The sequence below is a fragment of the Yoonia sediminilitoris genome, from assembly GCF_003058085.1.
Classification (GTDB): domain Bacteria; phylum Pseudomonadota; class Alphaproteobacteria; order Rhodobacterales; family Rhodobacteraceae; genus Yoonia; species Yoonia sediminilitoris.
The window spans coordinates 641,698-661,755 of record NZ_QBUD01000001.1 but is presented as its reverse complement, the minus strand read 5'-3'; the positions used below and the strand labels follow the sequence as shown (position 1 = coordinate 661,755).

Here is a 20,058-nt window from a genome sequence, read left to right as displayed (position 1 = left end):
GCTTCGGTCCCTTATTCCGCCGCCATAGGCGTATTTTTGCGTGCTTTGACGCCCGCACTGAGTTCAGCCATCAGGCTGGATGCACGTGCAATCGGGTTCGTCAGGTAGAAATCGCTAATTGCATAGCGGAAATCAGCCTTACCCGGTTTTTTCACAGGAAGCGGCTGCCATTCGTTTTCCGGCACTTGGTCAATATGGCTAAGATGCGGATGCGCTTTGACCAGCGCCTGCCGCAGTTGCGCCATGCTATCGTAGGGCAAAGTTGCATCCAGATCAGCAGAGAGCGCACGCAGGATGGCCCAGTTTTCCTTGGCCTCGCCCGGCGGGAAGCTCGCGCGCAGCGCAAGTTGCGGACGTCCTTCGGTATTGACGAACAGACCGTTTTCTTCCGTGTAGGCGGCACCAGGCAGAATGATATCGGCGCGATGCGCCCCACGATCACCGTGGCTGCCCTGATAGATCACAAATGCACCGGGTGCGATCTCCACTTCATCGGCACCAAGGTTGTAAACTACCTCGGCCCCCTCAAGTGCAGCCTCCAGACCGCCTTCGGTCACAGCATCCACGTCCATGGCGCCCACGCGACTGGCGGCGGTGTGCAGGATCAGCAACTTCGATTGCGCGGCTTCGGCTGCCTTCATGGCCTGGCTAAGCACGGCTTCGCCATCGGCTTCATTCAAAGCACCCTGACCAACGATCATCACACCGGGCACACCATGTTTGTCGGAATGATCCATTGCCGCCAGCTTGGTCAGGTCATCACGCCCCGCACCAATCGTGGACACATCAAATGTCAAATCGGCGTCAGGGCCAATGCGCGCAACCTTTGCGCCGCGTGACCATGCCTTGCGGATACGCGCATTCAAAACCGGCGCTTCGTCGCGCGGGTTGGTGCCGATCAGCATAATCATTTCCGCATCATCAATATCTTCGATGCTGGCATTGCCGACGTAAGCAGACCTGTTGCCGACGGGCAGCTTGGCACCGTCAGTGCGGCATTCGACATGGCCGCCCTGCCCTTCGATCAACTGCTTGAGCGCGAACGCAGCCTCGACCGGGGCCAGATCCCCCACAAGTCCTGCGACCTTCTTGCCCTTCATCGCGGCGGCAGCGGCTGACAGCGCCTCTCCCCAACTCGCTTTGCGCAGCTTCCCGTTTTCGCGAATGTAGGGTGTATCAAGCCGCTGCTTGCGCAGCCCGTCCCAGACGAAGCGCGTCTTGTCGGAAATCCACTCCTCGTTCACGCCATCGTGGTTGCGCGGCAGGAAGCGCATGACTTCGCGGCCTTTGGTATCGACACGGATGTTTGACCCAAGCGCATCCATCACGTCGATTGATTCTGTCTTGGTCAATTCCCAAGGCCGCGCGGTAAAGGCGTAGGGCTTACTGACCAGCGCGCCGACGGGGCACAGGTCAATGATATTGCCTTGCATGTTGGAATCGAGCGTTTCACCCAGATAGCTGGTGATTTCCGCATCTTCGCCACGCCCTGTCTGGCCCATCTGGTGAATGCCCGCCACCTCGGTGGTGAAGCGCACGCAACGGGTGCAGGAAATGCAGCGCGTCATATGGGTTTCGACAAGTGGCCCGAGATCAAGATCTTCGGTGGCGCGCTTGGGTTCCCGGAACCGGCTGAAATCGACGCCATAGGCCATCGCCTGATCCTGCAAATCACATTCGCCGCCCTGATCGCAGATCGGGCAATCCAGCGGATGGTTGATCAGCAGGAATTCCATGACCCCCTCACGGGCCTTTTTGACCATGGGCGAATTTGTCCTGACGACGGGCGGTTGGCCTTCGGGGCCGGGTCGCAGGTCGCGGACCTGCATCGCGCAAGACGCGGCAGGTTTGGGCGGGCCACCCACCACCTCGACAAGGCACATGCGACAGTTGCCTGCGATGGAAAGCCGTTCATGATAGCAAAAACGCGGGATTTCGATACCCGCTTCTTCACAGGCCTGAATCAGGGTCATCGCCCCGTCAACTTCGACCTCAGTTCCGTCAATGACAACTTTGCGCAGATCAGACATGGCGTGCCTTATATGTTCCCTCTCGCGCCCGAGACTTAAACAGACAAGGCGCGTTGGCTCGACTTCTAACGCGACAAGGGCGGCGATGCCAGTCTGATCGGGAAATAATTCAGCAAATTGTACCGCGCTAACGGAAGCTTAACGCAGCATCCAGCCAACGCGTGTATTTTGGGCAATTTGATTACGTCCTACCCTGCAATAGGTGGCAGGGCGGCCATCAACAGCCCCCAGTGCGGCCAACTGCTGGCGCGCAATCCGCTCCAGCTTGCGCTTTTCGGCACGGTCATCCACATAGGCTTCGATTTCCGCGTCGGAAAAGCCCTGCGATTTGGCATAGGATTTCAGTTCCTGAAGGAAGCTTAGCCCGCGCAGAAGACGGGCACTGATACTACTGCATTGTTCGGAAATTTCGTAGGCCATGCCAACCTGAATAATGCCATCACGCACCCGCGCCACATCCCTGAGTGCGGTCTGCGCCGCGGCCCCGCTGGTCGCCAGAACCGCCAGTAGTGCAACGGAAGTGATTAATTTTGCCATGCCAGTTCTCCTGCTGACTACCTGTCGCCGTTCGTTGCGATCAAGTTGTGAGTTTGCCCACGCTATTCAATATCATGAGATCATTTTCACGGACGTTGATGGGTTAAAACCCATCTTACGGTTTGGCCTCTGGTGTAATCCAGTCCCAGCCAAAGGCTTGGTCGCTATCCCCGTGCTTGTCCCGATAGGCCAGCTTTTTCAGAGCGTTATCCAGCGTGGGTTGCGTCCCTTCGGCCACCCACCACATGACAAAATGCATCTGCACAAGGTCTTCGAACCACTCCTTGCCGCGGTCCATGAATTTTGCATGCAGCGTATCAAAAACAAACAGGCGCAACTGTGCCGGGGTTTTCCAGACCGACAGGTTTGCCACGAATTGCGGGTCCCCATCAATGCAAGCGTCAGTATTGCCGCGCCCCGGCGCGCCTGATCCTTCCATCATCCACACAAATCCTGGCATCCGTTTGCCCAGACCGTTGATCCGGTCAAGATTGTCCATGAATTCCGCGACGCGCGGGTCATCGGTCGGTGCAAGCAATCGCCCGATATTGAGTTCCGCCAAATGCATCGCCTAGGTCCACACCGCTGGTTCCGTGAACCACGCGGGCAACCCGCAAGCGGCACGTGTGAGAAGGGCCGCGCCAATGTGCGCGGCCCTGTCAAGGATCTGTGTTGCTGCCATTTGGCTATCCCACAGGAACAAGCACCGCTGCAATGGCACTGTTTTCAAGGCTTTCGGCATCCGCTGCCATGCATAGGTCAGCCCCGGTCAATTCAACCCCGTGTTTTGCAGCAAAACTGCGCTGGCTGACTTCCGTTTCAAGATCAATCGCGTTCCGCAGGCTCAGCGCTGACAAGGACCCGCGCCCGACTTCATTGCGTTTTTCATTCACCATAAGATCCAGCGCGGAATCGTAGCTATAGCGGGCGCAGTTCTGCGCCACCATCGTCGCGATTTTCAATGTCGCGTAGTACTCCGGTGTTGGCATGTTATAGAGCTTTTGCACAGCCGGGTCATCAAACGGGCGCGCTGGCTGTGGGCCGGTTGAACAGGCGGTCACGGCCAACGCTGCGCCCACGATCATCAGTTTTCTCATCATTCTGCTGCAATCCCCGCGACACGTTTATGTTTGATCCGGTCTTCGATTTCGTCCCGGAAATTCTTGATAAGCCCCTGAATGGGCCATGCTGCCGCGTCACCCAGGGCACAGATCGTATGGCCCTCGACCTGTTTGGTCACATCCAGAAGCATATCGATTTCCTCGACCGATGCATCGCCTTTGACCAGACGTTCCATAACCCGCATCATCCAGCCGGTGCCTTCGCGGCAGGGCGTACACTGGCCGCAGCTTTCGTGCTTGTAGAACTTGGACAGTCGCCAGATGTTTTTGATCATGTCGGTGGACTGGTCCATCACGATGACAGCAGCGGTACCCAGCGATGACCCTTTTTCCTTGAGCGCGTCAAAGTCCATGATTGCATCGCGCATGTTTTCACCACGCACACACGGCACGGACGAGCCGCCGGGAATGACCGCCTTGAGGTTGCTCCATCCGCCGCGAATGCCGCCGCAGTGCTTTTCGATCAACTCTTCGAAGGAAATCGACATCTCTTCTTCGACGACGCAGGGGTTGTTGACGTGGCCCGAGATCGCAAACAGTTTTGTACCCGCGTTGTTGGCCCGCCCCATTCCGGCGAACCAGTCGCCACCGCGGCGCAGGATCGTTGGCACGACTGCGATTGATTCGACGTTGTTCACTGTCGTCGGGCAGCCATAGAGGCCCGCTCCTGCGGGAAAAGGCGGCTTCATCCGCGGCATGCCTTTTTTGCCCTCAAGACTTTCAAGCAGCGCGGTTTCTTCGCCACAGATATAGGCACCGGCACCGTGGGTCAGATAAATGTCGAAGTCCCAGCCGGATTTCGCCGCGTTCTTGCCCACAAAGCCGGCGGCATAACATTCGTCGATCGCCGCTTGCAGCGCTTCCTTTTCGCGGATGTATTCGCCACGGATATAGATGTAGCAGGCATTGGCATTCATCGCGAAGGACGCGATCAGGCACCCTTCGATCAGCGTGTGCGGATCGTGGCGCATGATTTCGCGGTCTTTGCAGGTGCCGGGCTCTGATTCGTCGGCATTCACCACCAGATAGGCGGGGCGACCATCGCTTTCCTTGGGCATGAACGACCACTTCAGGCCCGTCGGGAAACCCGCGCCACCACGGCCACGCAGGCCGGAAGATTTCATCTCATTGATGATCCAGTCGCGCCCCTTTTTGATAATGGCCGCCGTGCCATCCCAATGGCCACGCTTTTGCGCACCTGCAAGGGTCCGGTCATGCATGCCGTAAAGGTTCGTGAAAATCCGGTTTTCGTCTTTGAGCATCAGCTTCCGCCTTTGTCGTTCTGGCGGGTCCGCCAGAGTTGAAATGTCTGCCATAGCGCAAAGCCGAAACCGGCCAGCGCTGCAAGGTCAAAAAACGCGCGGGTCCGGTTGGACCAGCCATATTCTGCCCCGATAAGGGTCACAAGGATCCAGAAAACACCAACGCCCGCCATGGTCAATGCGGTGCGTTGTCCTGCTTTTGCCTGTTTCGTGGATCCTTGTTGAGCCATAGAATTCAAGCGTCAGTAAACGCCGCCCTTCTCTACTTTCTTGGAAAAGTCTGTTTCGCCGCCAGCGGCCAGCGTCTTGGCCTGTTCAACCCAATTGTCCCGGGTCGCACGGCCTTTGAAACCTTCCAGATTGTCGTCCATCCAGGCCTGTTCCGCAGGGCCCCAACCGGATATTTGGTCAAAGTGGAAGATGCCCATCTCGTGCAGGGTCTTTTCCAGCTTTGGCCCGACACCCTTGATCTGCTTGAGATCGTCAGGCCCGCCTTCGCGCGCTTCTTTGAGGAAGGTAGGCGCGGCGGCATCAGCAGATGGCGCAGGTGCCTCGGCCTTGTCGCCCTCGTATTTCCAGTCGCCTTTTTTCGCGGCCAGTTCCTGCTCACCTGCAAGTGTGGCCGTCGGTTTGACCACCGGCTCTTCCGTCTTGGCGGCAGGTGCAGCAGCGGGCGCAGCTTGGGGAGCGGCGGGCGCAGGTGCTGCGGCTTCTGCGGTGGGCGCAGATTCAACCGATGGCGCGGTCGCGCTAGGCGCTGTTGCCGGACCAGTATATGGCGCAGGCTCGCGCCATCCCAGCAGCAGGTAAATCGCCGCAATCGCCGCTACAACTGCGCCAATCGCAATCGCTGCAAGACCACCGAAACTGAAAAGGACAAAGGCCACACCGGCTGCAATGACCCCAAAGAGGGCCGAAACGGCAATAATCCCCTGACCCTTTGGTGCTGTATCTTTCATCTTATCTGATCTCCCTACGGGTGGCCGCATGGGCGGCCTATCGACATTGAACACCGCGAAAAGGGTTATCACTTTCCCCACAAACCGCGACACCATGTCCTAGGTCTACCGCAAGAGGAGTGTTGCGTAAATAATTTGTGTGTAGCGGGTAACTTGTCACCTGCTTTTGCACCACCAAATGCACGCGGCCTAGGCTTTCGCCGCCTTTGCCAACTCTGCCGCCTGCGCCATCCAGTTGTCACGTTCGATCCGGCCCTTGAACTTCAGCCGACTGTCAACCCAAGCCACATCTGCCTCTGTCCACTTGGCGATCTGGTCAAAATGCCAGAACCCAAGCTCGTTCAGCGTGCCTTCCAGCTTGGGGCCAACGCCGCTGATCTTTTTCAGGTCATCGGCACTGCCGTCGCGCGGGGCGGTGAGCGTTTCGGGCTGCGCTTCTGCAACCGTTTCGGGGTTGGACTTGCCCACCGGCTTGGCTTTTGATGTCGCAGCCGCCTGCTGTTTGGTCACGCCTGTTTTGTCAGCGGGTTTGTCTGCGGCTGGCTTGGGTGCTGCGGACTTCGCTTTTTTCTTCGCAGGGACCGTGGCGGTCTTCGGGTCTTTGACCCAAGGGGTCAGCAATGGAACCTCGGTGCCGTCGATCCGTTTGACCGTATCACCGATGTCCGTCGCCAGTTGCGCACTGGCGTTATACCGCGCTTTGCCAGCTTCATGATCGGTCAGGCTGGTCAGACCGCTGAGGGGTTCAGCAGCATAACGGCCATTTTGCGGACCCGGCACCGGCACGTTGCCTTTTGCCAACTCATCGATGATTTCGCCAAGGCGCGCAGCGGTCAGGTCTTCGTAGTAGTCCTTGCCGATCTGGGCCATGGGCGCGTTGGCGCAGGAGCCCAGACATTCGACTTCTTCCCATGAAAACTTTCCGTCAGCAGACAATTCATGCGGCTTTTCGGCAATTTTATCCTTGCAGACACCAATCAGGTCTTCGGCTCCGCAGATCATACAGGACAAGGTCCCGCAAACCTGAATATGGGCAATGGAACCGACGGGTTGCAGTTGAAACATGAAGTAAAAAGATGCCACTTCCAGCGCACGGATATAAGCCATATCCAGCATGCCGGCCACATGTTCAATGGCGGGCCGTGTCAGCCAGCCTTCCTGTTCTTGCGCGCGCCACAGGATCGGAATGATCGCAGACGCCTGACGGCCGTCGGGAAACTTTTTCATCTGCGCTTCCGCCCACTTCTGGTTGTCGGGCGTAAAGGCAAAACTATCCGGTTGATCAGCGTAAAGACGACGGAGCATTTAGGAAACCTCAGCGAACGTTGACAGGCGGCGAATGCAGCAGCCTTTGGGAACGGGTTACACAGGCCCGGCAGATTTTACAACGCTTGGGGGCCGGACTTTTGCACGCAGTTGACAAGAAATCAGGCACACGCGCCCGTGTTGACCCGAAAGCCTGTCCCGTCAGGTGCGACCGAACCGCGCCCTTCGTCTTTGAGTTCCTGCAAGATGCGCGCCAGATCCTGCTGCGAAAGCGTCGCACCGGCCAGAATCACGGCGGAATTGCTCGCGTTGACTTCACAGCCGTTTGCCTCGACCGCGCGCAAGAAGCGTTCCTTGGCCGATTGTGGATTAACCTGAGGCGCTGGTTCTGGTTGTGGTGCGGGGATTGGCGCGCGCACGGGCCTGTAATCGGGCACTGCGCAGGCGGCCATCATACAAAAGGCAACAAGAGGAAGCTGACGGATCATGGCAAAGGCCCTTTTCGGCTGGATAACTTGTACGCCCTAGATTAGCGGCAGCAAATCGCCTTGACCAGCAATCTACATCCCTGCCCGGTAAATTCCGCCGATGAGCAATAACAGGTCGCTTTGCCGCATTCGCCACCGGCGATCGTTCAATCGTCGGGTTGAACCAAAAGGAAACGCCGTATCTGTTTGGGGTCAGACCCGGTCAAATCACTTTGATCCGGAAATACGCGGGGATCTGATCAAACAGCCCGCCCAGAACTCATATCAACTGCGAACGGCTTGGCACCCAGCGTCCTGTTACTGGGCAATCATGGGTGATATTCACGCTGCCTGAAAATGGGCGTTGGCGGCCAAACCTGCCGCAAATTTTCACACAAAGAAGCGCAATAGCTGCAGCACCAGCATCGTCGCGGCCCCAAGCAGCGCCCCCTTGATCATCCGTTGCCGCCCGCGCGCGAGAAGGACAGCGACAAGACCGGCGGCGGCCCCGTAAAGTAGCAGCCAGATATCAATAAACATCGATCCGACCCGCGCCTAGCGGTCAATCTCGCCAAAGACGACGTCCATGGTGCCGATGATGGCTGCGACGTCGGCCAACTGGTGGCCCTTGGCGATGTGGTCCATGGATTGCAGATGCAAATAGCCGGGCGCGCGAAGTTTGGCGCGGTAGGGTTGGTTGGTCCCATCCGCTACCAGATAAACGCCGAACTCGCCCTTGGGGGCCTCGACAGCGGCATAGACTTCGCCCGCGGGCACGTGGAACCCTTCGGTATATAGCTTGAAGTGGTGGATAAGCGCCTCCATTGAGGTTTTCATCTCACCGCGCGTGGGTGGGGTCATCTTGCCACGCGCCATGACATCACCGGGTTCATTGCGCAGCTTTTCGCAAGCCTGACGGATGATGGAAGTCGACTGGCGCATTTCCTCCATCCGGCAAAGGTAGCGGTCATAACAATCGCCATTTTTGCCGACCGGCACCTGAAATTCGAATTCATCGTAGCATTCATAGGGCTGCGACCTGCGCAAATCCCAGGCAAGGCCGGAGCCGCGCACCATCACGCCAGAGTAGCCCCACTGCTGGATTTCTTCCTCGGAGACGATGCCGATGTTGACGTTACGCTGCTTGAAAATGCGGTTTTCCGTCAGCAGGCCAGAGATATCGTCAATGATTGTCGGGAACGCCTCTGCCCACTGGTCGATATCCTCGATCAGTTCAGCTGGAAGGTCCTGATGAACCCCGCCGGGGCGGAAGTAGGCCGCGTGCAGCCGGGCACCGCAGGCACGCTCATAGAACACCATCAACTTTTCACGTTCTTCGAACCCCCACGCCAGCGGGGTCATCGCGCCCACGTCCATCGCTTGGGTCGTAATGTTCAGCAGGTGATTCAGCACACGCCCGATTTCGGAGTAAAGCACGCGGATCAGCGATGCGCGACGCGGCACTTCGGTCTTGGTCAGTTTTTCAATCGCCAGGCACCATGCATGTTCCTGATTCATCGGGGCGACGTAATCAAGCCGGTCAAAATAAGGCAGGTTTTGCAGATAGGTGCGCGATTCCATCAGCTTTTCAGTGCCACGGTGCAGCAGGCCGATGTGGGGGTCGCAACGTTCGACAATTTCACCATCGAGTTCCAGCACCAGACGCAACACACCGTGGGCCGCCGGGTGCTGCGGGCCGAAGTTGATGTTGAAATTGCGAATCTGCTGTTCACTCGTGGCGGCATCGGTCGAGCCGTCATCATAAGTGTTCACACGAATATCACCGTCCATCATGGCTCACGCCCTCGCTAGATTTTCTTGCCACCGCAGCGGCAGGGGACCCACGTTGTCGGCCACCCAAGTGTAGTGTTCATTCAACAGTTTTTGCGCTTTCGGGCGCAATTTTTCCAACATCACCACCTGCGGCCCTTCATGAACCGGATTGGCAAAGGTTGGTTTAACATGGCTGATACCAAGGAATTCGCACAAGAGCGAGAGGGCATCTTGCCCCATCATGTCTTCTGTAAAGATAATTTTCAGCCGGTCAGGCGGCACAGCACTGCGCAGTCTTGAGATAATCGCCGGATAGTCGCCCCGTTCAAGGATATGTGTTTCCTGGCCACGATTGATGATCCGGTGCAAAATGTTGTTCGCTTTTTGCGCGTAGATTTCGTGACTTTGGCGCTGACGACGCGCCTGCATCCGAATGTGCGACCAAAGCCGGTCCAGCGGGTCGCGCATAAGAAAGATGAATTTGGTCGTCGGGGCGAGCTGCGCCATACGCGACAATGTCGTTTCGGGCAGCGTTGCATAATTGGGCGTGATATCCGCCACCAGACGAACGGGCCTGCGATCAAGCAGCCATGTCGCATAGCCGAGATCGCGGGTGCGGTCCCCTTCCAACACTTTCATCAGGGCTTTCATGTCATTGATGCGCCGGTCCATGTTGGCGACCTGCCAGCCGCGGTCGGCTTCCAGCGCATCCTCTTTGATGTCGCGCAATTCGCGCAGGCGAATGCGGAAGGCTTGCATTTGTTTCTGCGAACGCTCCGCATCGAACGTATCCCAATAATGTGCCTCTTTGACCGCTGGCAGCGCACAGTCGGGGTGTTCGTGCAGATAACGATAGAGCCACGACGTCCCGGCCTTGGTCGCCCCGACGCCGAATAATATCGTTGGATCACCCGGCAGCGCGCGCGCCCTCCGCTATCAATGCCTCTGAAGCATGCCACTTTTCGGGGATCCGGTCGCCGAACCGCTCGCGCATAAAAGGATAGACCTCTGACAGATGGCCTGCGATGCGCGCCTTGTCAGCCTGCGTGACTTTCGCTTCGCTACCAGCGCCCTTGTGGACCTGTCGGCCCACATCCGCCGTGACATGATCGACCCCCAGAAAAGTGCAAAGCCGCTGCACTTCGTTTTGATCAAAAAACGTCTCGTAAAAGAAGTAGGCGATGTGCGACTGCGGAACATGCTGTTCAAGATCGGTGATTGTCAGGCGGTAATCAGAGCGCCGCAATGCCAGTGACTTCGGGGCATTCAATGTCTCTACGACGCCTTTCGAAATCGCATCCTGGGTCACATTTTCGCGGCCAAGCGATTTGCGCAAGGTGTGGCGCACGCCCGAGATAAACCGCTCAACAGGGTCGCGCATGATAAAGATGAACCTGACATTGGGCCCAAGCTGGGACATTTCGCGATAGGTTTCGGGCTTCAACAGGGCATATTGCGGACACAGCTCACCGTGGGCCTGGGCTGTCTTTGCCTGATCGGAAAAGAGCAGATCAGCATATTCTCCATGCGGCGCAGCAGGGTTGCGTGCGGCAGCAAGAGCGCGCGTCACGGCCTTGTCTTTCGCACGACTTTCGCGCCGAAAGATCTCTCGGAACCTTGTATAGATTGGTGACTCGCTGTCACGCTTGGACTGGTGCGCGACCAACCGGTAGTCCACATCAGCCCAACCTTCGGCGATGTTCCAGTAGTTCGTTTCTTTCCAGGCTGGCACGGCGATCTGCGGATGATCATGCATGAATTTGCTCATCCATGTGGTCCCGCTTTTCTGCGCACCAATCACGAAAAAAAGCGTTCTTGCGGTCTGGAAGCGGTCGTCAGTCTGCGGGTTGTCCGCATCCGTCGCAGCCGACGTCATCAGCCTGCTTTCTCGTCTTTCTTTTCGTCGCCGGGCAGGATGTATTCGGCCCCTTCCCAAGGCGACATGAAGTCGAACTGCCGGTATTCCTGTACCAGTTTCACAGGCTCGTAGACGACTCGCTTTTGCACTTCATCATAGCGAACTTCGGTATAGCCTGTGGTCGGGAAATCCTTGCGCAGAGGGTAGCCCCGAAAACCGTAATCCGTAAGGATACGGCGCAAATCGGGGTGGCCGGAGAAGAGGATACCAAACATATCGAACACTTCGCGTTCAAACCAGTTGGCCGACGGATGAACCGAGATGATAGAGTCCAGCATATCCTCTTCACGCACCTTTACCCGCAGGCGGATGCGCTGGTTTTGATACATGCTCAGGAAGTGATAGATCACGTCAAACCGCTTGGCACGGCTGGGGTAATCCACCGCTGTAATATCCACGAGGGTCGAGAATTTGCAGGCCTGATCGGTCTTGAGGAATTCCACAAAGCTAACCAGTGAAGATGGTGCCACGGTGACGGTCAACTCTTCATGGGCGATGTCCCAAGACAGCACGCAATCGGTCCGCTTCATGTCCAGATGGGCGCCAAGTTCTTTCAGGGCTTCGGTCATCATATTGTCCTTTCAGACGTGCAGCCTAGCGCACGATTGTGCCGGTTCGGCGCATTTTTCGCTGAAGCTGGAGAATGCCGTACAAAAGCGCCTCTGCTGTTGGCGGGCAGCCGGGCACATAGATATCAACCGGCACGATGCGGTCGCAGCCACGCACAACAGAATAACTGTAGTGATAATAGCCGCCACCATTCGCGCAGGACCCCATAGAGATCACATAACGCGGCTCTGGCATCTGGTCGTAAACCTTACGCAAAGCCGGGGCCATCTTGTTGGTCAGCGTACCCGCAACAATCATCAGGTCCGACTGGCGCGGGGACGCGCGCGGCGCTGTTCCGAAACGCTCAAGATCATAACGCGGCATGGAGGTGTGCATCATTTCAACAGCACAGCACGCCAGACCAAAGGTCATCCAGTGCAGGCTGCCGGTGCGCGCCCAGTTGATCATGTCGGCGGTCGAGGTGACAAGAAAACCCTTGTCCTGCAACGCCTCGTTAATCAGGCCAGCGCCATGTTCCTTGTCGGCGCCAACGGCTGTGCCTGTCATCACTCCCATTCCAGCGCCCCTTTCTTCCATTCGTATGCAAAGCCGATGGTCAGGACGGCCAGAAAGACCATCATCGACCAGAAGGCAACCATGGATACGTCCGCAAAGGCCACCGCCCATGGAAACAGAAACGCCACTTCAAGGTCGAAAATGATGAACAGGATCGACACGAGGTAGAAACGCACATCGAATTTCATCCGCGCATCATCGAAGGCGTTGAACCCGCATTCATAGGCAGACACTTTTTCAGGGTCAGGGTTGCGCACGGCGAAAATGGCCGCCGCAAGGATAAAGACCAGACCAAGCCCGATAGCGAGCCCCAGAAAGATCATGATCGGCAAATACTCGGACAACATTTCCTGCAAGGGTTTTCCTTTCCCTGTCTGGCAAGAAAGCAGTACTTGCCAAGGTTCCTCTGACACTTACCCCCCGCACCAAGCAGGGTCAACGGGTGCCGCCAGAGGATTGGCGCAAAAATTGTCGCATCTTCGGGTTAGCCGGCAAAGCTTATAGGCGCGTCAAGTCGCGTGGGAAACCTGCGTCAGTCAGCCTGGTCGGCAATGGGCTGGCGGGGTGACAGGACCGCCGCCGCAATCGACAGACAGGATACCCCATGCGCGAGCCCGTTTGCGCGGGCCGGTACGCCAGTGATCGTGTCGGCGGTTTCAGTCAGATTGTCCATCTGTTGATCGGTCAGCCAAAACATCAGATACATGCCCAGCGTGAAGTCACCCGGAAGTTCCGCAATCGTGACACGGCAACCATCTGCGGTCGCTTCAAAGCTTTCCGTTGTGACGGTCACGGCCCCGTTGGGCAACACAAGCATGGTCTGCTGCTGTTTGTCACGCACATCAATCATCTTCGCCGCCACTCGCATCACAAGTGGCTGGTTCGGGCGATCAGGGTCAGCGATTTGTGGCGCAAGGATTGCCACATCAAAAAAACCGTTGGAGTCAGCCGGTCCAGTCAGGACCCGCCCCCGCCGTCTTCCCGGCTTGAGCGTGAATTGGCTTATTGCAACCGCAGGCGAGCAATCGACAAGCAGCGCGCTTTGCATACGCAGTTTGACCGTAGGCCCCACCATCAACAAAAGCCCGATAATCAGTTGTAACACAAACATCAAAAGCCCCGCCGCAGCCACCGTGAGGACAACCATGAATAACAGCGCCGCGCTGGCATGTTCTGCAGGTGCCATGAAGCTAAGCGTCTTGATCATCGGTGCCACAAACGCCACCAAGGTTACCGTCAATGACAGGCTGACCGTCTCAAGCGGGACATTGGGAAACAGGATCACATGTCCGGCAATCAGGGTCACAACCGCCAACGCCGCAAGGGTGGCACGATCCGCCGGCATGAAACCCGGGTCCAGATATGCGCCCAGAAGCAGCAGGCAAACCGGCGGGATTGCACAGAACAGTACCAACCGGCGCAATCGGTGCAGGCGATAAATCATTTGTGCAGGTGTCGGCCAATCAAAATACATGCTCTTCCCCTCTCATATGGGGACAAATAAAACGTCAATTCAGACAGAATTGAGACGGAAATCAGACCATTTATTTATGACAATTGTCCCAATCGGGTTTGCGCCGCTCAAAAAAAGCCGAAAGACCCTCGGTCGCTTCGGGGCTATCCCATTGCGCGATAAGGGCATTTATCGAACGCGTGACAGTTGCCTCGTCTATCGTCGGGCCGAGTGATCTGGCAAACGCTTTTGCTGCGGCAACAGCCCCCGGCGCACAGTCAAGATAAGGTTTCACCTCTGCCGCGACAGCCGAATCAAGGTCATCGGCGGGCACCACCTTTGCCACGATGCCCAATTCGCGGGCCTCTGCGGCCCCGAATATCCGGCTCGACATAAAGACGCGGCGCGCGTTTGCCTCTCCCATGCGGGCCAGCACGTAGGGGCCAATGGTCGCCGGGATCAGGCCCAGTTTGGTTTCGGTCAGGCCGCATTTCACATGGTCCGCCGCGACAGCCACATCACAGACACAGGCCATGCCGACACCGCCGCCAAAGGCATTGCCCTGCACTCTGCCGATAAGAGGTTGGGGCAGGCTGTTCAACGCGCCCAGCATACCAGCCAATGCACGGGCGGCGCTGCGTTTGGCATCTGCATCACCCGCCATTTGTTCACGCATCCAGTTCAAATCACCGCCTGCGCAAAACGACGCCCCCTGCCCGGTCAGCACAACAACACGGATCGCACGGTCCGCTGCAATACGTGCTGCCGCATCGCGCAATCCGTCAATCAGCGCCTGCGACAAGGCGTTATGCTTTTCCGGCCGGGCCAGCGTCAGCGTCGCGACACCGCGCGCGTCAATATCAAGATCAATCATCGCAATCCTCGCGCAAATGCCGCCGCCTTGGCGATCACCTCTTCGTTGATGCCTGTCTCAAAGCCCTGAGCGTGTAGCATCTCCAAAACAGATTCGGTCGCAACATTCCCCGAAGCACCGGGCGCATAAGGGCAGCCGCCAAGTCCCGCGACCGAACTGTCAAATGCCCGCACGCCCATGTCCATTGACGCAGCAATATTCGCCAAGGCCTGCCCGCCAGTGTCGTGAAAGTGGCCCGCAATATCATCGACAGGTGCCACATCCAGCACGGCCCGCAGCATGGCCGTCACCCTGTCGGGTGTTGCTTTGCCGATCGTATCGCCAAGGGACAACGGCATCGGGGCCGCTGCGCGCAACAGTGAGGCAGCCTGCGCCACGGCATCCGGCGCAACCGGCCCGTCAAAAGGGCAATCGGTGACGCATGAAATATAACCGCGCAACGCAATGCCTGCATCCTGGGCTGCCTGCACGACAGGCAGCAAACGCTCTACGGACTCCGCGATCGAACAATTGAGATTGCTGCGCGAAAACCCCTCGGATGCCGAAATGAACACCGCCACTTCGTAAGTCACATCCGGTTGGCGGGCAGCAACAAATCCTTCCCAACCGCGCATGTTGGGCACCAGAACCGCATAGCGTACTTCGGGCGCCGGCGTCATTTGTGCCAACACCTGATCGCTGTCGGCCATCTGTGGCACCCATTTGGGGCTGACGAAACTGCCCACTTCGATATCGCGCAAACCAGAGCCTGAAAGCATGTCGATCAGGGCAACCTTGTCAGCCACCGAAATCACGTTTGGCTCGTTCTGTAACCCGTCACGCGGACCAACCTCGTGAATGCGGACGAATTTGTCGCCGTCGGTCATGTGGCCACGTCCCACGGCGGGTAAAAGTCGCGGGCATAGAGCCGCGTCTCACCCGGAAGCGACTTCTGGAATGCCGGACGGGTGGCAAGACGGGCATACCAGTCCGTCAGGCGCGGAAATGTATCCAGATGCACAAAATGGGTGGCCATATAGACCGCCTGCCCGACACCGACATCCGCAGCCGAAAAGTGACCCACCAGATAGGGGGCGGTCAGGCCCTTTTCGACGGTCGCCAGCGTGCGCGCCAAACGCTTGGCTTCAAGCTGCATCAGTATGGGTGAGCGCATGGCATCATCGCGCAGGGCCACATGTTGCTGCGTGAGGGTCGCGCAATGCTGGCTGATGGTTTCGGCAAAGTGAATCCAGTTCAGCCAGACAGCGCGACCGGCTTCACCCGGCGCACGCCCCAAGCCCGCATCTGAAAACCGCTCACACAGAAATTCGGCAATGGCGCCGCTTTCGGTCAGGATGTCGCCATCAATTTCGAGTGTCGGCACCCGCCCTGTCGGGTTCAGCGAGGCATAGGGTTCTTCGCGCAGGGTCTTGTCAAACGGATATTCCACAAGGTCGAAATCAACGCCCAGTTCATGCAGCAACCACAGGCTGCGCATTGACCGGGTTTGCGGACAGTGATGCAGGCGGATCATGTTGCGTCCTCCAGCGCCACCAGCATCATTCCGGCAGTCACCTGATCACCTGCGGCAACGGCGACCGACGCCACCGTTCCGTCGCGCGGCGCGCAAAGGACATGTTCCATCTTCATCGCCTCCAAAACAACCAGACGCTCACCTGCGCTGACGACCTGCCCCATTGCGACCGAAACGGCACGAACCAGTCCCGGCATTGGCGACATGACACTGTCACCGCCCTGCGCATCGGATGCACGTTCCAGCGGATCAATCAGGTCAAAGCTGTGTGTTTCAGCCCCGAACACGGTGACCTGCGCGCCATGGCGCAACGCGGGCACCCCCCAATGATCAGCCGTGCGACGTAACATCAGTTGATCACCCGCAATGGCTGCAAGTACAGTGTCGGGACCCTGAAAGGTCAAACGGACGCAGTGGATGTCGTCGCCTTGAGCCAGCATGATATCATGGCACAATGGCGCCCAAAGCGAAAAGCCGGTCAGGGCGCCGGGAGCAATCCTTGCGGCCTCTACGGCAGCAACCGCAACGGTTCTGTTGTCCGGCATGGGTGTCCGGCAAAGGCTGTCACTGTTGCGCGTGATCAGGCCCGTATCAACATCGCCGTCATTGAAGCCCCTGTACCGTGCGAGACGCCGCAAAAAACCAAGGTTGGTCACCGTGCCGGCCACTTGGGTCGCATCCAGTGCGGCATGCAACCTGCGCAATGCCGTCGGACGATCCGGCCCATGTGTTGTGATCTTGGCAATCATCGGATCGTACCACGGTGAAATCTCATCCCCCGTCATCACCCCGGTGTCGATCCGCGCATTTTCAGGAAACTGCAGGTGATCAAGGCGGCCTGTGGCGGGCAGGAACCCGGCTGGCACGTCCTCGGCATATAACCGGGCCTCAAAGGCGTGGCCGCTGATCGTCAGGTCAGCCTGCGACAGGGGCAATGGCTCGCCTGCCGCGACGCGCAATTGCCATTCCACCAGATCAACGCCGGTGATCGCTTCGGTGACAGGGTGTTCGACCTGCAAGCGTGTATTCATTTCCATGAACCAGAAGCCATCCGTGCGCAGCCCGTTTGACCCATCCACGATGAATTCAATCGTGCCGGCCCCGGCGTACCCGATGGCCTTGGCCGCCGTAACGGCCGCATCGCCCATCGCCTGCCTGACCGCATCGGTCATGCCCGGCGCCGGCGCTTCCTCGATCACCTTCTGATGGCGTCTTTGCAGCGAACAGTCGCGTTCGAACAAATGCACCGCATCCACACCATCACCAAAGACCTGCACTTCGATATGGCGGGGCGACGTGATGTATTTCTCAATCAGAACGTCGGCGTTGCCAAAAGCAGACCGCGCTTCGGACTGGGCGCTGGCCAGATTTTCTAGAAAATCTGGGGCCCCCTCGACCAGTCGCATGCCCTTGCCGCCGCCACCGGCGACGGCTTTTATCAACACGGGATAACCGATCTCAGCCGCTTTTTTAGCTAAAAAAGCGGGGTCCTGTTGCGACCCGTGATACCCCTGAACGACAGGCACGCCTGCATCTGCCATCAGTGCCTTGGCCGCGTCCTTCAGCCCCATTGCGCGGATTGCCTTGGCCGAGGGGCCGATAAAGACCAATCCAGCGTCCGTCACCAGATCCACAAATTCAGGATTTTCGGACAGAAATCCGTAACCGGGATGGATTGCCTGCGCGCCAGTGTCGCGCGCAGCTTGCACGATCAGATCACCCCGCAAGTAACTATCTGCCACAGGCGCAGGGCCAAGGCGCACGACCTCGTCCGCTTGCGCCACATGAAGCGCCTGCGCGTCTGCGTCGGAATAAACAGCGACTGTCCGCACACCCATTGCGCGGGCCGTCTTGATGATACGGCAGGCAATCTCGCCCCTGTTGGCGATCAGGATCTTGTCAAACATCACATCCGAAACACGCCAAAGCGCGTGTCCTCTATTGGTGCATTCAGGGCGGCTGAAAGAGACAGCGCCAGCACTTCGCGGCTTTTGCGCGGGTCGATCACCCCGTCATCCCAAAGCCGGGCGCTGGCATAAAGCGGGTGGGATTGTTCGGCGAACATGTCGGTCGTTGGTTTCTTAAAGGCGGCTTCCTCCTCGGCTGACCAAGTACCGCCGCTGCGTTCAATCGCGTCTCGCTTGACGGTCGCCAGCACACCTGCCGCCTGTTCGCCACCCATGACTGATATCCGCGACGTCGGCCATGACCACATGAAATGCGGACTATAAGCCCTTCCTGACATGCCATAATTGCCCGCACCATATGACCCGCCGACAACCATCGTAATCTTGGGGACCTTGGTGGTGGCCACCGCCGTGACCATTTTTGCCCCATGCCGGGCGATCCCTTCGTTTTCGTACTTCTGCCCCACCATGAAGCCGGTGATATTTTGCAGGAATACCAACGGGATTTTGCGCTGGCTGCACAGTTCCACAAAGTGGGCCCCCTTCTGGGCACTCTCGGAAAACAGCACACCGTTGTTGGCGATAATCCCGCAGGGCCAGCCATCGATATGGGCAAAGCCACAGACCAGCGTTTCGCCAAATCGCGCCTTGAATTCATCGAAGCGCGAGCCGTCGACAATACGGCGGATCACCTCGCGGATGTCATAGGGCGTGCGCAGATCAGCGGGGATCACATCAAACAGGGTCGCTGGATCCAGCGCCGGAGGTTCAGACGGCAACCGCTTGACAGGGTTTGCTTTATCCAAAGCACAGGACGCAACGGCCTGCCGCGCGAGTGCCAGTGCGTGGGCATCATCCTCGGCCAGATAATCCGCAACACCGGACAGGCGTGTATGTACATCGCCGCCGCCCAAATCCTCTGCGCTGACCACCTCGCCTGTGGCGGCTTTGACCAATGGTGGCCCCGCCAGAAAGATCGTGCCTTGCGCTTTCACGATAATAGACACATCGGCCATCGCAGGCACATAAGCCCCACCTGCGGTGCAGGACCCCATGACCACGGCGATCTGCGGAATGCCCTTCGCGGACATCTGCGCCTGATTATAGAATATACGCCCAAAATGGTCGCGGTCAGGGAAAACCTCATCCTGGTTGGGCAAGTTCGCACCGCCGCTGTCGACCAGATAGATACAGGGCAGATTGCAAGCCTCTGCAATTTCCTGCGCGCGCAGATGTTTTTTGACGGTCATCGGATAGTAGGTGCCGCCTTTGACGGTGGCGTCATTGCAGACGACCATCACCTCCACACCATTGACCTGCCCCACACCAGCGATCACGCCCGCACAGGGGGCGGCCCCGTCATACATGCCATGGGCGGCAGTGGCGCCGACCTCCAGAAAGGGCGATCCCGGGTCAAGCAGATTGGCCACCCGGTCGCGGGGCAGCATCTTGCCCCGGCCCAGATGACGGTCGCGGGATTTCTCTCCTCCGCCAAGGGCAGCCTGCTGTGCCGCGGCAGCCACTTCGGCCAGAGCCGCTTCATGTGCGTCACGGGTCATGCGGAGGGTCCTTCGGGTTGCGGCACGGACTCGCCACGGGGGCCGGCGTAATAGGTGGTCAGCACGCCGCTGGGGTGGGTGCAGGCGATAATCATGCGAATAGCCGGGTCAGGATGCGGGGTCGCCGCGCAGTCAGTGGGCCGCGCTCCATCACCTGCGGTTTCAAGATAGGCCGCAGCATAGCGGTTGATGATTTCGGTTTCGGTGGGCACATCACCAATCCGCAAGCCCAGGTAGGCCACAAAAATGGTGAGCGCCGCAAATGGCAGGAAATAGGCTTTCCGGTTCATTGCC

23 protein-coding genes are annotated in these 20,058 nt (G+C 58.2%); all 23 read right to left on the bottom strand.

What is annotated here, in order from left to right; translation table 11 throughout:
- Positions 1 to 11 precede the first annotated feature (11 nt).
- Positions 12 to 2,030 (bottom strand): NADH-quinone oxidoreductase subunit NuoG, encoded by a 2,019-nt coding sequence (gene nuoG, locus C8N45_RS03310; protein WP_108384755.1) that lies wholly within the window; start codon positions 2,028 to 2,030, stop codon positions 12 to 14.
- Positions 2,031 to 2,168: 138 nt separating this feature from the next.
- Positions 2,169 to 2,567 (bottom strand): DUF5333 domain-containing protein, encoded by a 399-nt coding sequence (locus tag C8N45_RS03305; RefSeq protein ID WP_108384754.1) that lies wholly within the window; start codon positions 2,565 to 2,567, stop codon positions 2,169 to 2,171.
- A gap of 115 nt (positions 2,568 to 2,682) precedes the next feature.
- The gene (locus C8N45_RS03300; RefSeq protein ID WP_108384753.1) at positions 2,683 to 3,135 is read right to left on the bottom strand and encodes a DUF3291 domain-containing protein; all 453 of its coding nucleotides are present in this window, start codon (positions 3,133 to 3,135) and stop codon (positions 2,683 to 2,685) included.
- Positions 3,136 to 3,253: 118 nt separating this feature from the next.
- Positions 3,254 to 3,667: a hypothetical protein gene (locus C8N45_RS03295; protein WP_108384752.1), complete on the bottom strand. Its 414-nt coding sequence runs from the start codon at positions 3,665 to 3,667 to the stop codon at positions 3,254 to 3,256.
- The gene (gene nuoF / locus C8N45_RS03290; protein ID WP_108384751.1) at positions 3,664 to 4,950 is read right to left on the bottom strand and encodes an NADH-quinone oxidoreductase subunit NuoF; all 1,287 of its coding nucleotides are present in this window, start codon (positions 4,948 to 4,950) and stop codon (positions 3,664 to 3,666) included. The genes C8N45_RS03295 and nuoF overlap by 4 nt, the downstream gene beginning before the upstream one ends.
- Positions 4,950 to 5,180, bottom strand: coding sequence for a DUF5337 domain-containing protein (locus C8N45_RS03285; protein ID WP_108384750.1), 231 nt, complete (start codon positions 5,178 to 5,180; stop codon positions 4,950 to 4,952). The genes nuoF and C8N45_RS03285 overlap by 1 nt, the downstream gene beginning before the upstream one ends.
- A gap of 12 nt (positions 5,181 to 5,192) precedes the next feature.
- On the bottom strand, positions 5,193 to 5,909 hold the full coding sequence (locus tag C8N45_RS03280; protein WP_108385140.1) for a helix-hairpin-helix domain-containing protein: 717 nt from the start codon (positions 5,907 to 5,909) through the stop codon (positions 5,193 to 5,195).
- Between the two features lie 189 nt (positions 5,910 to 6,098).
- Positions 6,099 to 7,214 carry an NADH-quinone oxidoreductase subunit E gene (locus C8N45_RS03275; RefSeq protein ID WP_108384749.1) on the bottom strand — a complete coding sequence of 372 codons (1,116 nt, stop codon included), beginning with the start codon at positions 7,212 to 7,214 and terminating at the stop codon, positions 6,099 to 6,101.
- Between the two features lie 122 nt (positions 7,215 to 7,336).
- Complete coding sequence (locus C8N45_RS03270; RefSeq protein WP_108384748.1) at positions 7,337 to 7,663, bottom strand: hypothetical protein; 327 nt, start codon at positions 7,661 to 7,663, stop codon at positions 7,337 to 7,339.
- Between the two features lie 369 nt (positions 7,664 to 8,032).
- Positions 8,033 to 8,182, bottom strand: coding sequence for a hypothetical protein (locus C8N45_RS23115; protein WP_168769386.1), 150 nt, complete (start codon positions 8,180 to 8,182; stop codon positions 8,033 to 8,035).
- Between the two features lie 15 nt (positions 8,183 to 8,197).
- A complete protein-coding gene (locus C8N45_RS03265) occupies positions 8,198 to 9,436 on the bottom strand; it encodes an NADH-quinone oxidoreductase subunit D (protein ID WP_108384747.1) in 1,239 nt (412 codons plus the stop codon).
- A gap of 3 nt (positions 9,437 to 9,439) precedes the next feature.
- Complete coding sequence (locus tag C8N45_RS03260; RefSeq protein WP_245882554.1) at positions 9,440 to 10,315, bottom strand: sulfotransferase; 876 nt, start codon at positions 10,313 to 10,315, stop codon at positions 9,440 to 9,442.
- A 7-nt stretch (positions 10,316 to 10,322) separates the two neighbouring features.
- A complete protein-coding gene (locus C8N45_RS03255; protein ID WP_108384745.1) occupies positions 10,323 to 11,291 on the bottom strand; it encodes a sulfotransferase in 969 nt (322 codons plus the stop codon).
- A complete protein-coding gene (locus tag C8N45_RS03250) occupies positions 11,291 to 11,902 on the bottom strand; it encodes an NADH-quinone oxidoreductase subunit C (protein WP_108385139.1) in 612 nt (203 codons plus the stop codon). The genes C8N45_RS03255 and C8N45_RS03250 overlap by 1 nt, the downstream gene beginning before the upstream one ends.
- Before the next feature lie 25 nt (positions 11,903 to 11,927).
- Entirely contained in the window at positions 11,928 to 12,458 is a 531-nt protein-coding gene (locus C8N45_RS03245) for a NuoB/complex I 20 kDa subunit family protein (RefSeq protein ID WP_181868893.1), read from the bottom strand.
- The gene (locus C8N45_RS03240; RefSeq protein WP_108384743.1) at positions 12,449 to 12,814 is read right to left on the bottom strand and encodes an NADH-quinone oxidoreductase subunit A; all 366 of its coding nucleotides are present in this window, start codon (positions 12,812 to 12,814) and stop codon (positions 12,449 to 12,451) included. The genes C8N45_RS03245 and C8N45_RS03240 overlap by 10 nt, the downstream gene beginning before the upstream one ends.
- A 176-nt stretch (positions 12,815 to 12,990) precedes the next feature.
- The gene (locus tag C8N45_RS03235; RefSeq protein ID WP_108384742.1) at positions 12,991 to 13,932 is read right to left on the bottom strand and encodes a hypothetical protein; all 942 of its coding nucleotides are present in this window, start codon (positions 13,930 to 13,932) and stop codon (positions 12,991 to 12,993) included.
- Between the two features lie 70 nt (positions 13,933 to 14,002).
- On the bottom strand, positions 14,003 to 14,785 hold the full coding sequence (locus C8N45_RS03230) for a crotonase/enoyl-CoA hydratase family protein (protein WP_108384741.1): 783 nt from the start codon (positions 14,783 to 14,785) through the stop codon (positions 14,003 to 14,005).
- The gene (locus tag C8N45_RS03225; protein ID WP_108384740.1) at positions 14,782 to 15,651 is read right to left on the bottom strand and encodes a hydroxymethylglutaryl-CoA lyase; all 870 of its coding nucleotides are present in this window, start codon (positions 15,649 to 15,651) and stop codon (positions 14,782 to 14,784) included. The genes C8N45_RS03230 and C8N45_RS03225 overlap by 4 nt, the downstream gene beginning before the upstream one ends.
- The gene (locus C8N45_RS03220) at positions 15,648 to 16,298 is read right to left on the bottom strand and encodes a glutathione S-transferase family protein (RefSeq protein ID WP_108384739.1); all 651 of its coding nucleotides are present in this window, start codon (positions 16,296 to 16,298) and stop codon (positions 15,648 to 15,650) included. Before C8N45_RS03220 ends, C8N45_RS03225 begins: the two co-directional genes overlap by 4 nt.
- Entirely contained in the window at positions 16,295 to 18,205 is a 1,911-nt protein-coding gene (locus C8N45_RS03215; protein ID WP_108384738.1) for an acetyl/propionyl/methylcrotonyl-CoA carboxylase subunit alpha, read from the bottom strand. The genes C8N45_RS03220 and C8N45_RS03215 overlap by 4 nt, the downstream gene beginning before the upstream one ends.
- Positions 18,205 to 19,764, bottom strand: coding sequence for a carboxyl transferase domain-containing protein (locus C8N45_RS03210; RefSeq protein WP_108384737.1), 1,560 nt, complete (start codon positions 19,762 to 19,764; stop codon positions 18,205 to 18,207). Before C8N45_RS03210 ends, C8N45_RS03215 begins: the two co-directional genes overlap by 1 nt.
- Entirely contained in the window at positions 19,761 to 20,054 is a 294-nt protein-coding gene (locus C8N45_RS03205) for a hypothetical protein (protein ID WP_108384736.1), read from the bottom strand. The genes C8N45_RS03210 and C8N45_RS03205 overlap by 4 nt, the downstream gene beginning before the upstream one ends.
- Positions 20,055 to 20,058 lie beyond the last annotated feature (4 nt).

Coding starts and splice junctions, on each gene's coding strand:
- nuoG (WP_108384755.1), bottom strand. CDS start 2,030: ATGTCTGATCTGCGCAAAGTTGTCATTGACGGAACTGAGGTCGAAGTT.
- C8N45_RS03305 (WP_108384754.1), bottom strand. CDS start 2,567: ATGGCAAAATTAATCACTTCCGTTGCACTACTGGCGGTTCTGGCGACC.
- C8N45_RS03300 (WP_108384753.1), bottom strand. CDS start 3,135: ATGCATTTGGCGGAACTCAATATCGGGCGATTGCTTGCACCGACCGAT.
- C8N45_RS03295 (WP_108384752.1), bottom strand. CDS start 3,667: ATGATGAGAAAACTGATGATCGTGGGCGCAGCGTTGGCCGTGACCGCC.
- nuoF (WP_108384751.1), bottom strand. CDS start 4,950: ATGCTCAAAGACGAAAACCGGATTTTCACGAACCTTTACGGCATGCAT.
- C8N45_RS03285 (WP_108384750.1), bottom strand. CDS start 5,180: ATGGCTCAACAAGGATCCACGAAACAGGCAAAAGCAGGACAACGCACC.
- C8N45_RS03280 (WP_108385140.1), bottom strand. CDS start 5,909: ATGAAAGATACAGCACCAAAGGGTCAGGGGATTATTGCCGTTTCGGCC.
- C8N45_RS03275 (WP_108384749.1), bottom strand. CDS start 7,214: ATGCTCCGTCGTCTTTACGCTGATCAACCGGATAGTTTTGCCTTTACG.
- C8N45_RS03270 (WP_108384748.1), bottom strand. CDS start 7,663: ATGATCCGTCAGCTTCCTCTTGTTGCCTTTTGTATGATGGCCGCCTGC.
- C8N45_RS23115 (WP_168769386.1), bottom strand. CDS start 8,182: ATGTTTATTGATATCTGGCTGCTACTTTACGGGGCCGCCGCCGGTCTT.
- C8N45_RS03265 (WP_108384747.1), bottom strand. CDS start 9,436: ATGATGGACGGTGATATTCGTGTGAACACTTATGATGACGGCTCGACC.
- C8N45_RS03255 (WP_108384745.1), bottom strand. CDS start 11,291: ATGACGTCGGCTGCGACGGATGCGGACAACCCGCAGACTGACGACCGC.
- C8N45_RS03250 (WP_108385139.1), bottom strand. CDS start 11,902: ATGACCGAAGCCCTGAAAGAACTTGGCGCCCATCTGGACATGAAGCGG.
- C8N45_RS03245 (WP_181868893.1), bottom strand. CDS start 12,458: ATGGGAGTGATGACAGGCACAGCCGTTGGCGCCGACAAGGAACATGGC.
- C8N45_RS03235 (WP_108384742.1), bottom strand. CDS start 13,932: ATGTATTTTGATTGGCCGACACCTGCACAAATGATTTATCGCCTGCAC.
- C8N45_RS03230 (WP_108384741.1), bottom strand. CDS start 14,785: ATGATTGATCTTGATATTGACGCGCGCGGTGTCGCGACGCTGACGCTG.
- C8N45_RS03225 (WP_108384740.1), bottom strand. CDS start 15,651: ATGACCGACGGCGACAAATTCGTCCGCATTCACGAGGTTGGTCCGCGT.
- C8N45_RS03220 (WP_108384739.1), bottom strand. CDS start 16,298: ATGATCCGCCTGCATCACTGTCCGCAAACCCGGTCAATGCGCAGCCTG.
- C8N45_RS03215 (WP_108384738.1), bottom strand. CDS start 18,205: ATGTTTGACAAGATCCTGATCGCCAACAGGGGCGAGATTGCCTGCCGT.
- C8N45_RS03210 (WP_108384737.1), bottom strand. CDS start 19,764: ATGACCCGTGACGCACATGAAGCGGCTCTGGCCGAAGTGGCTGCCGCG.
- C8N45_RS03205 (WP_108384736.1), bottom strand. CDS start 20,054: ATGAACCGGAAAGCCTATTTCCTGCCATTTGCGGCGCTCACCATTTTT.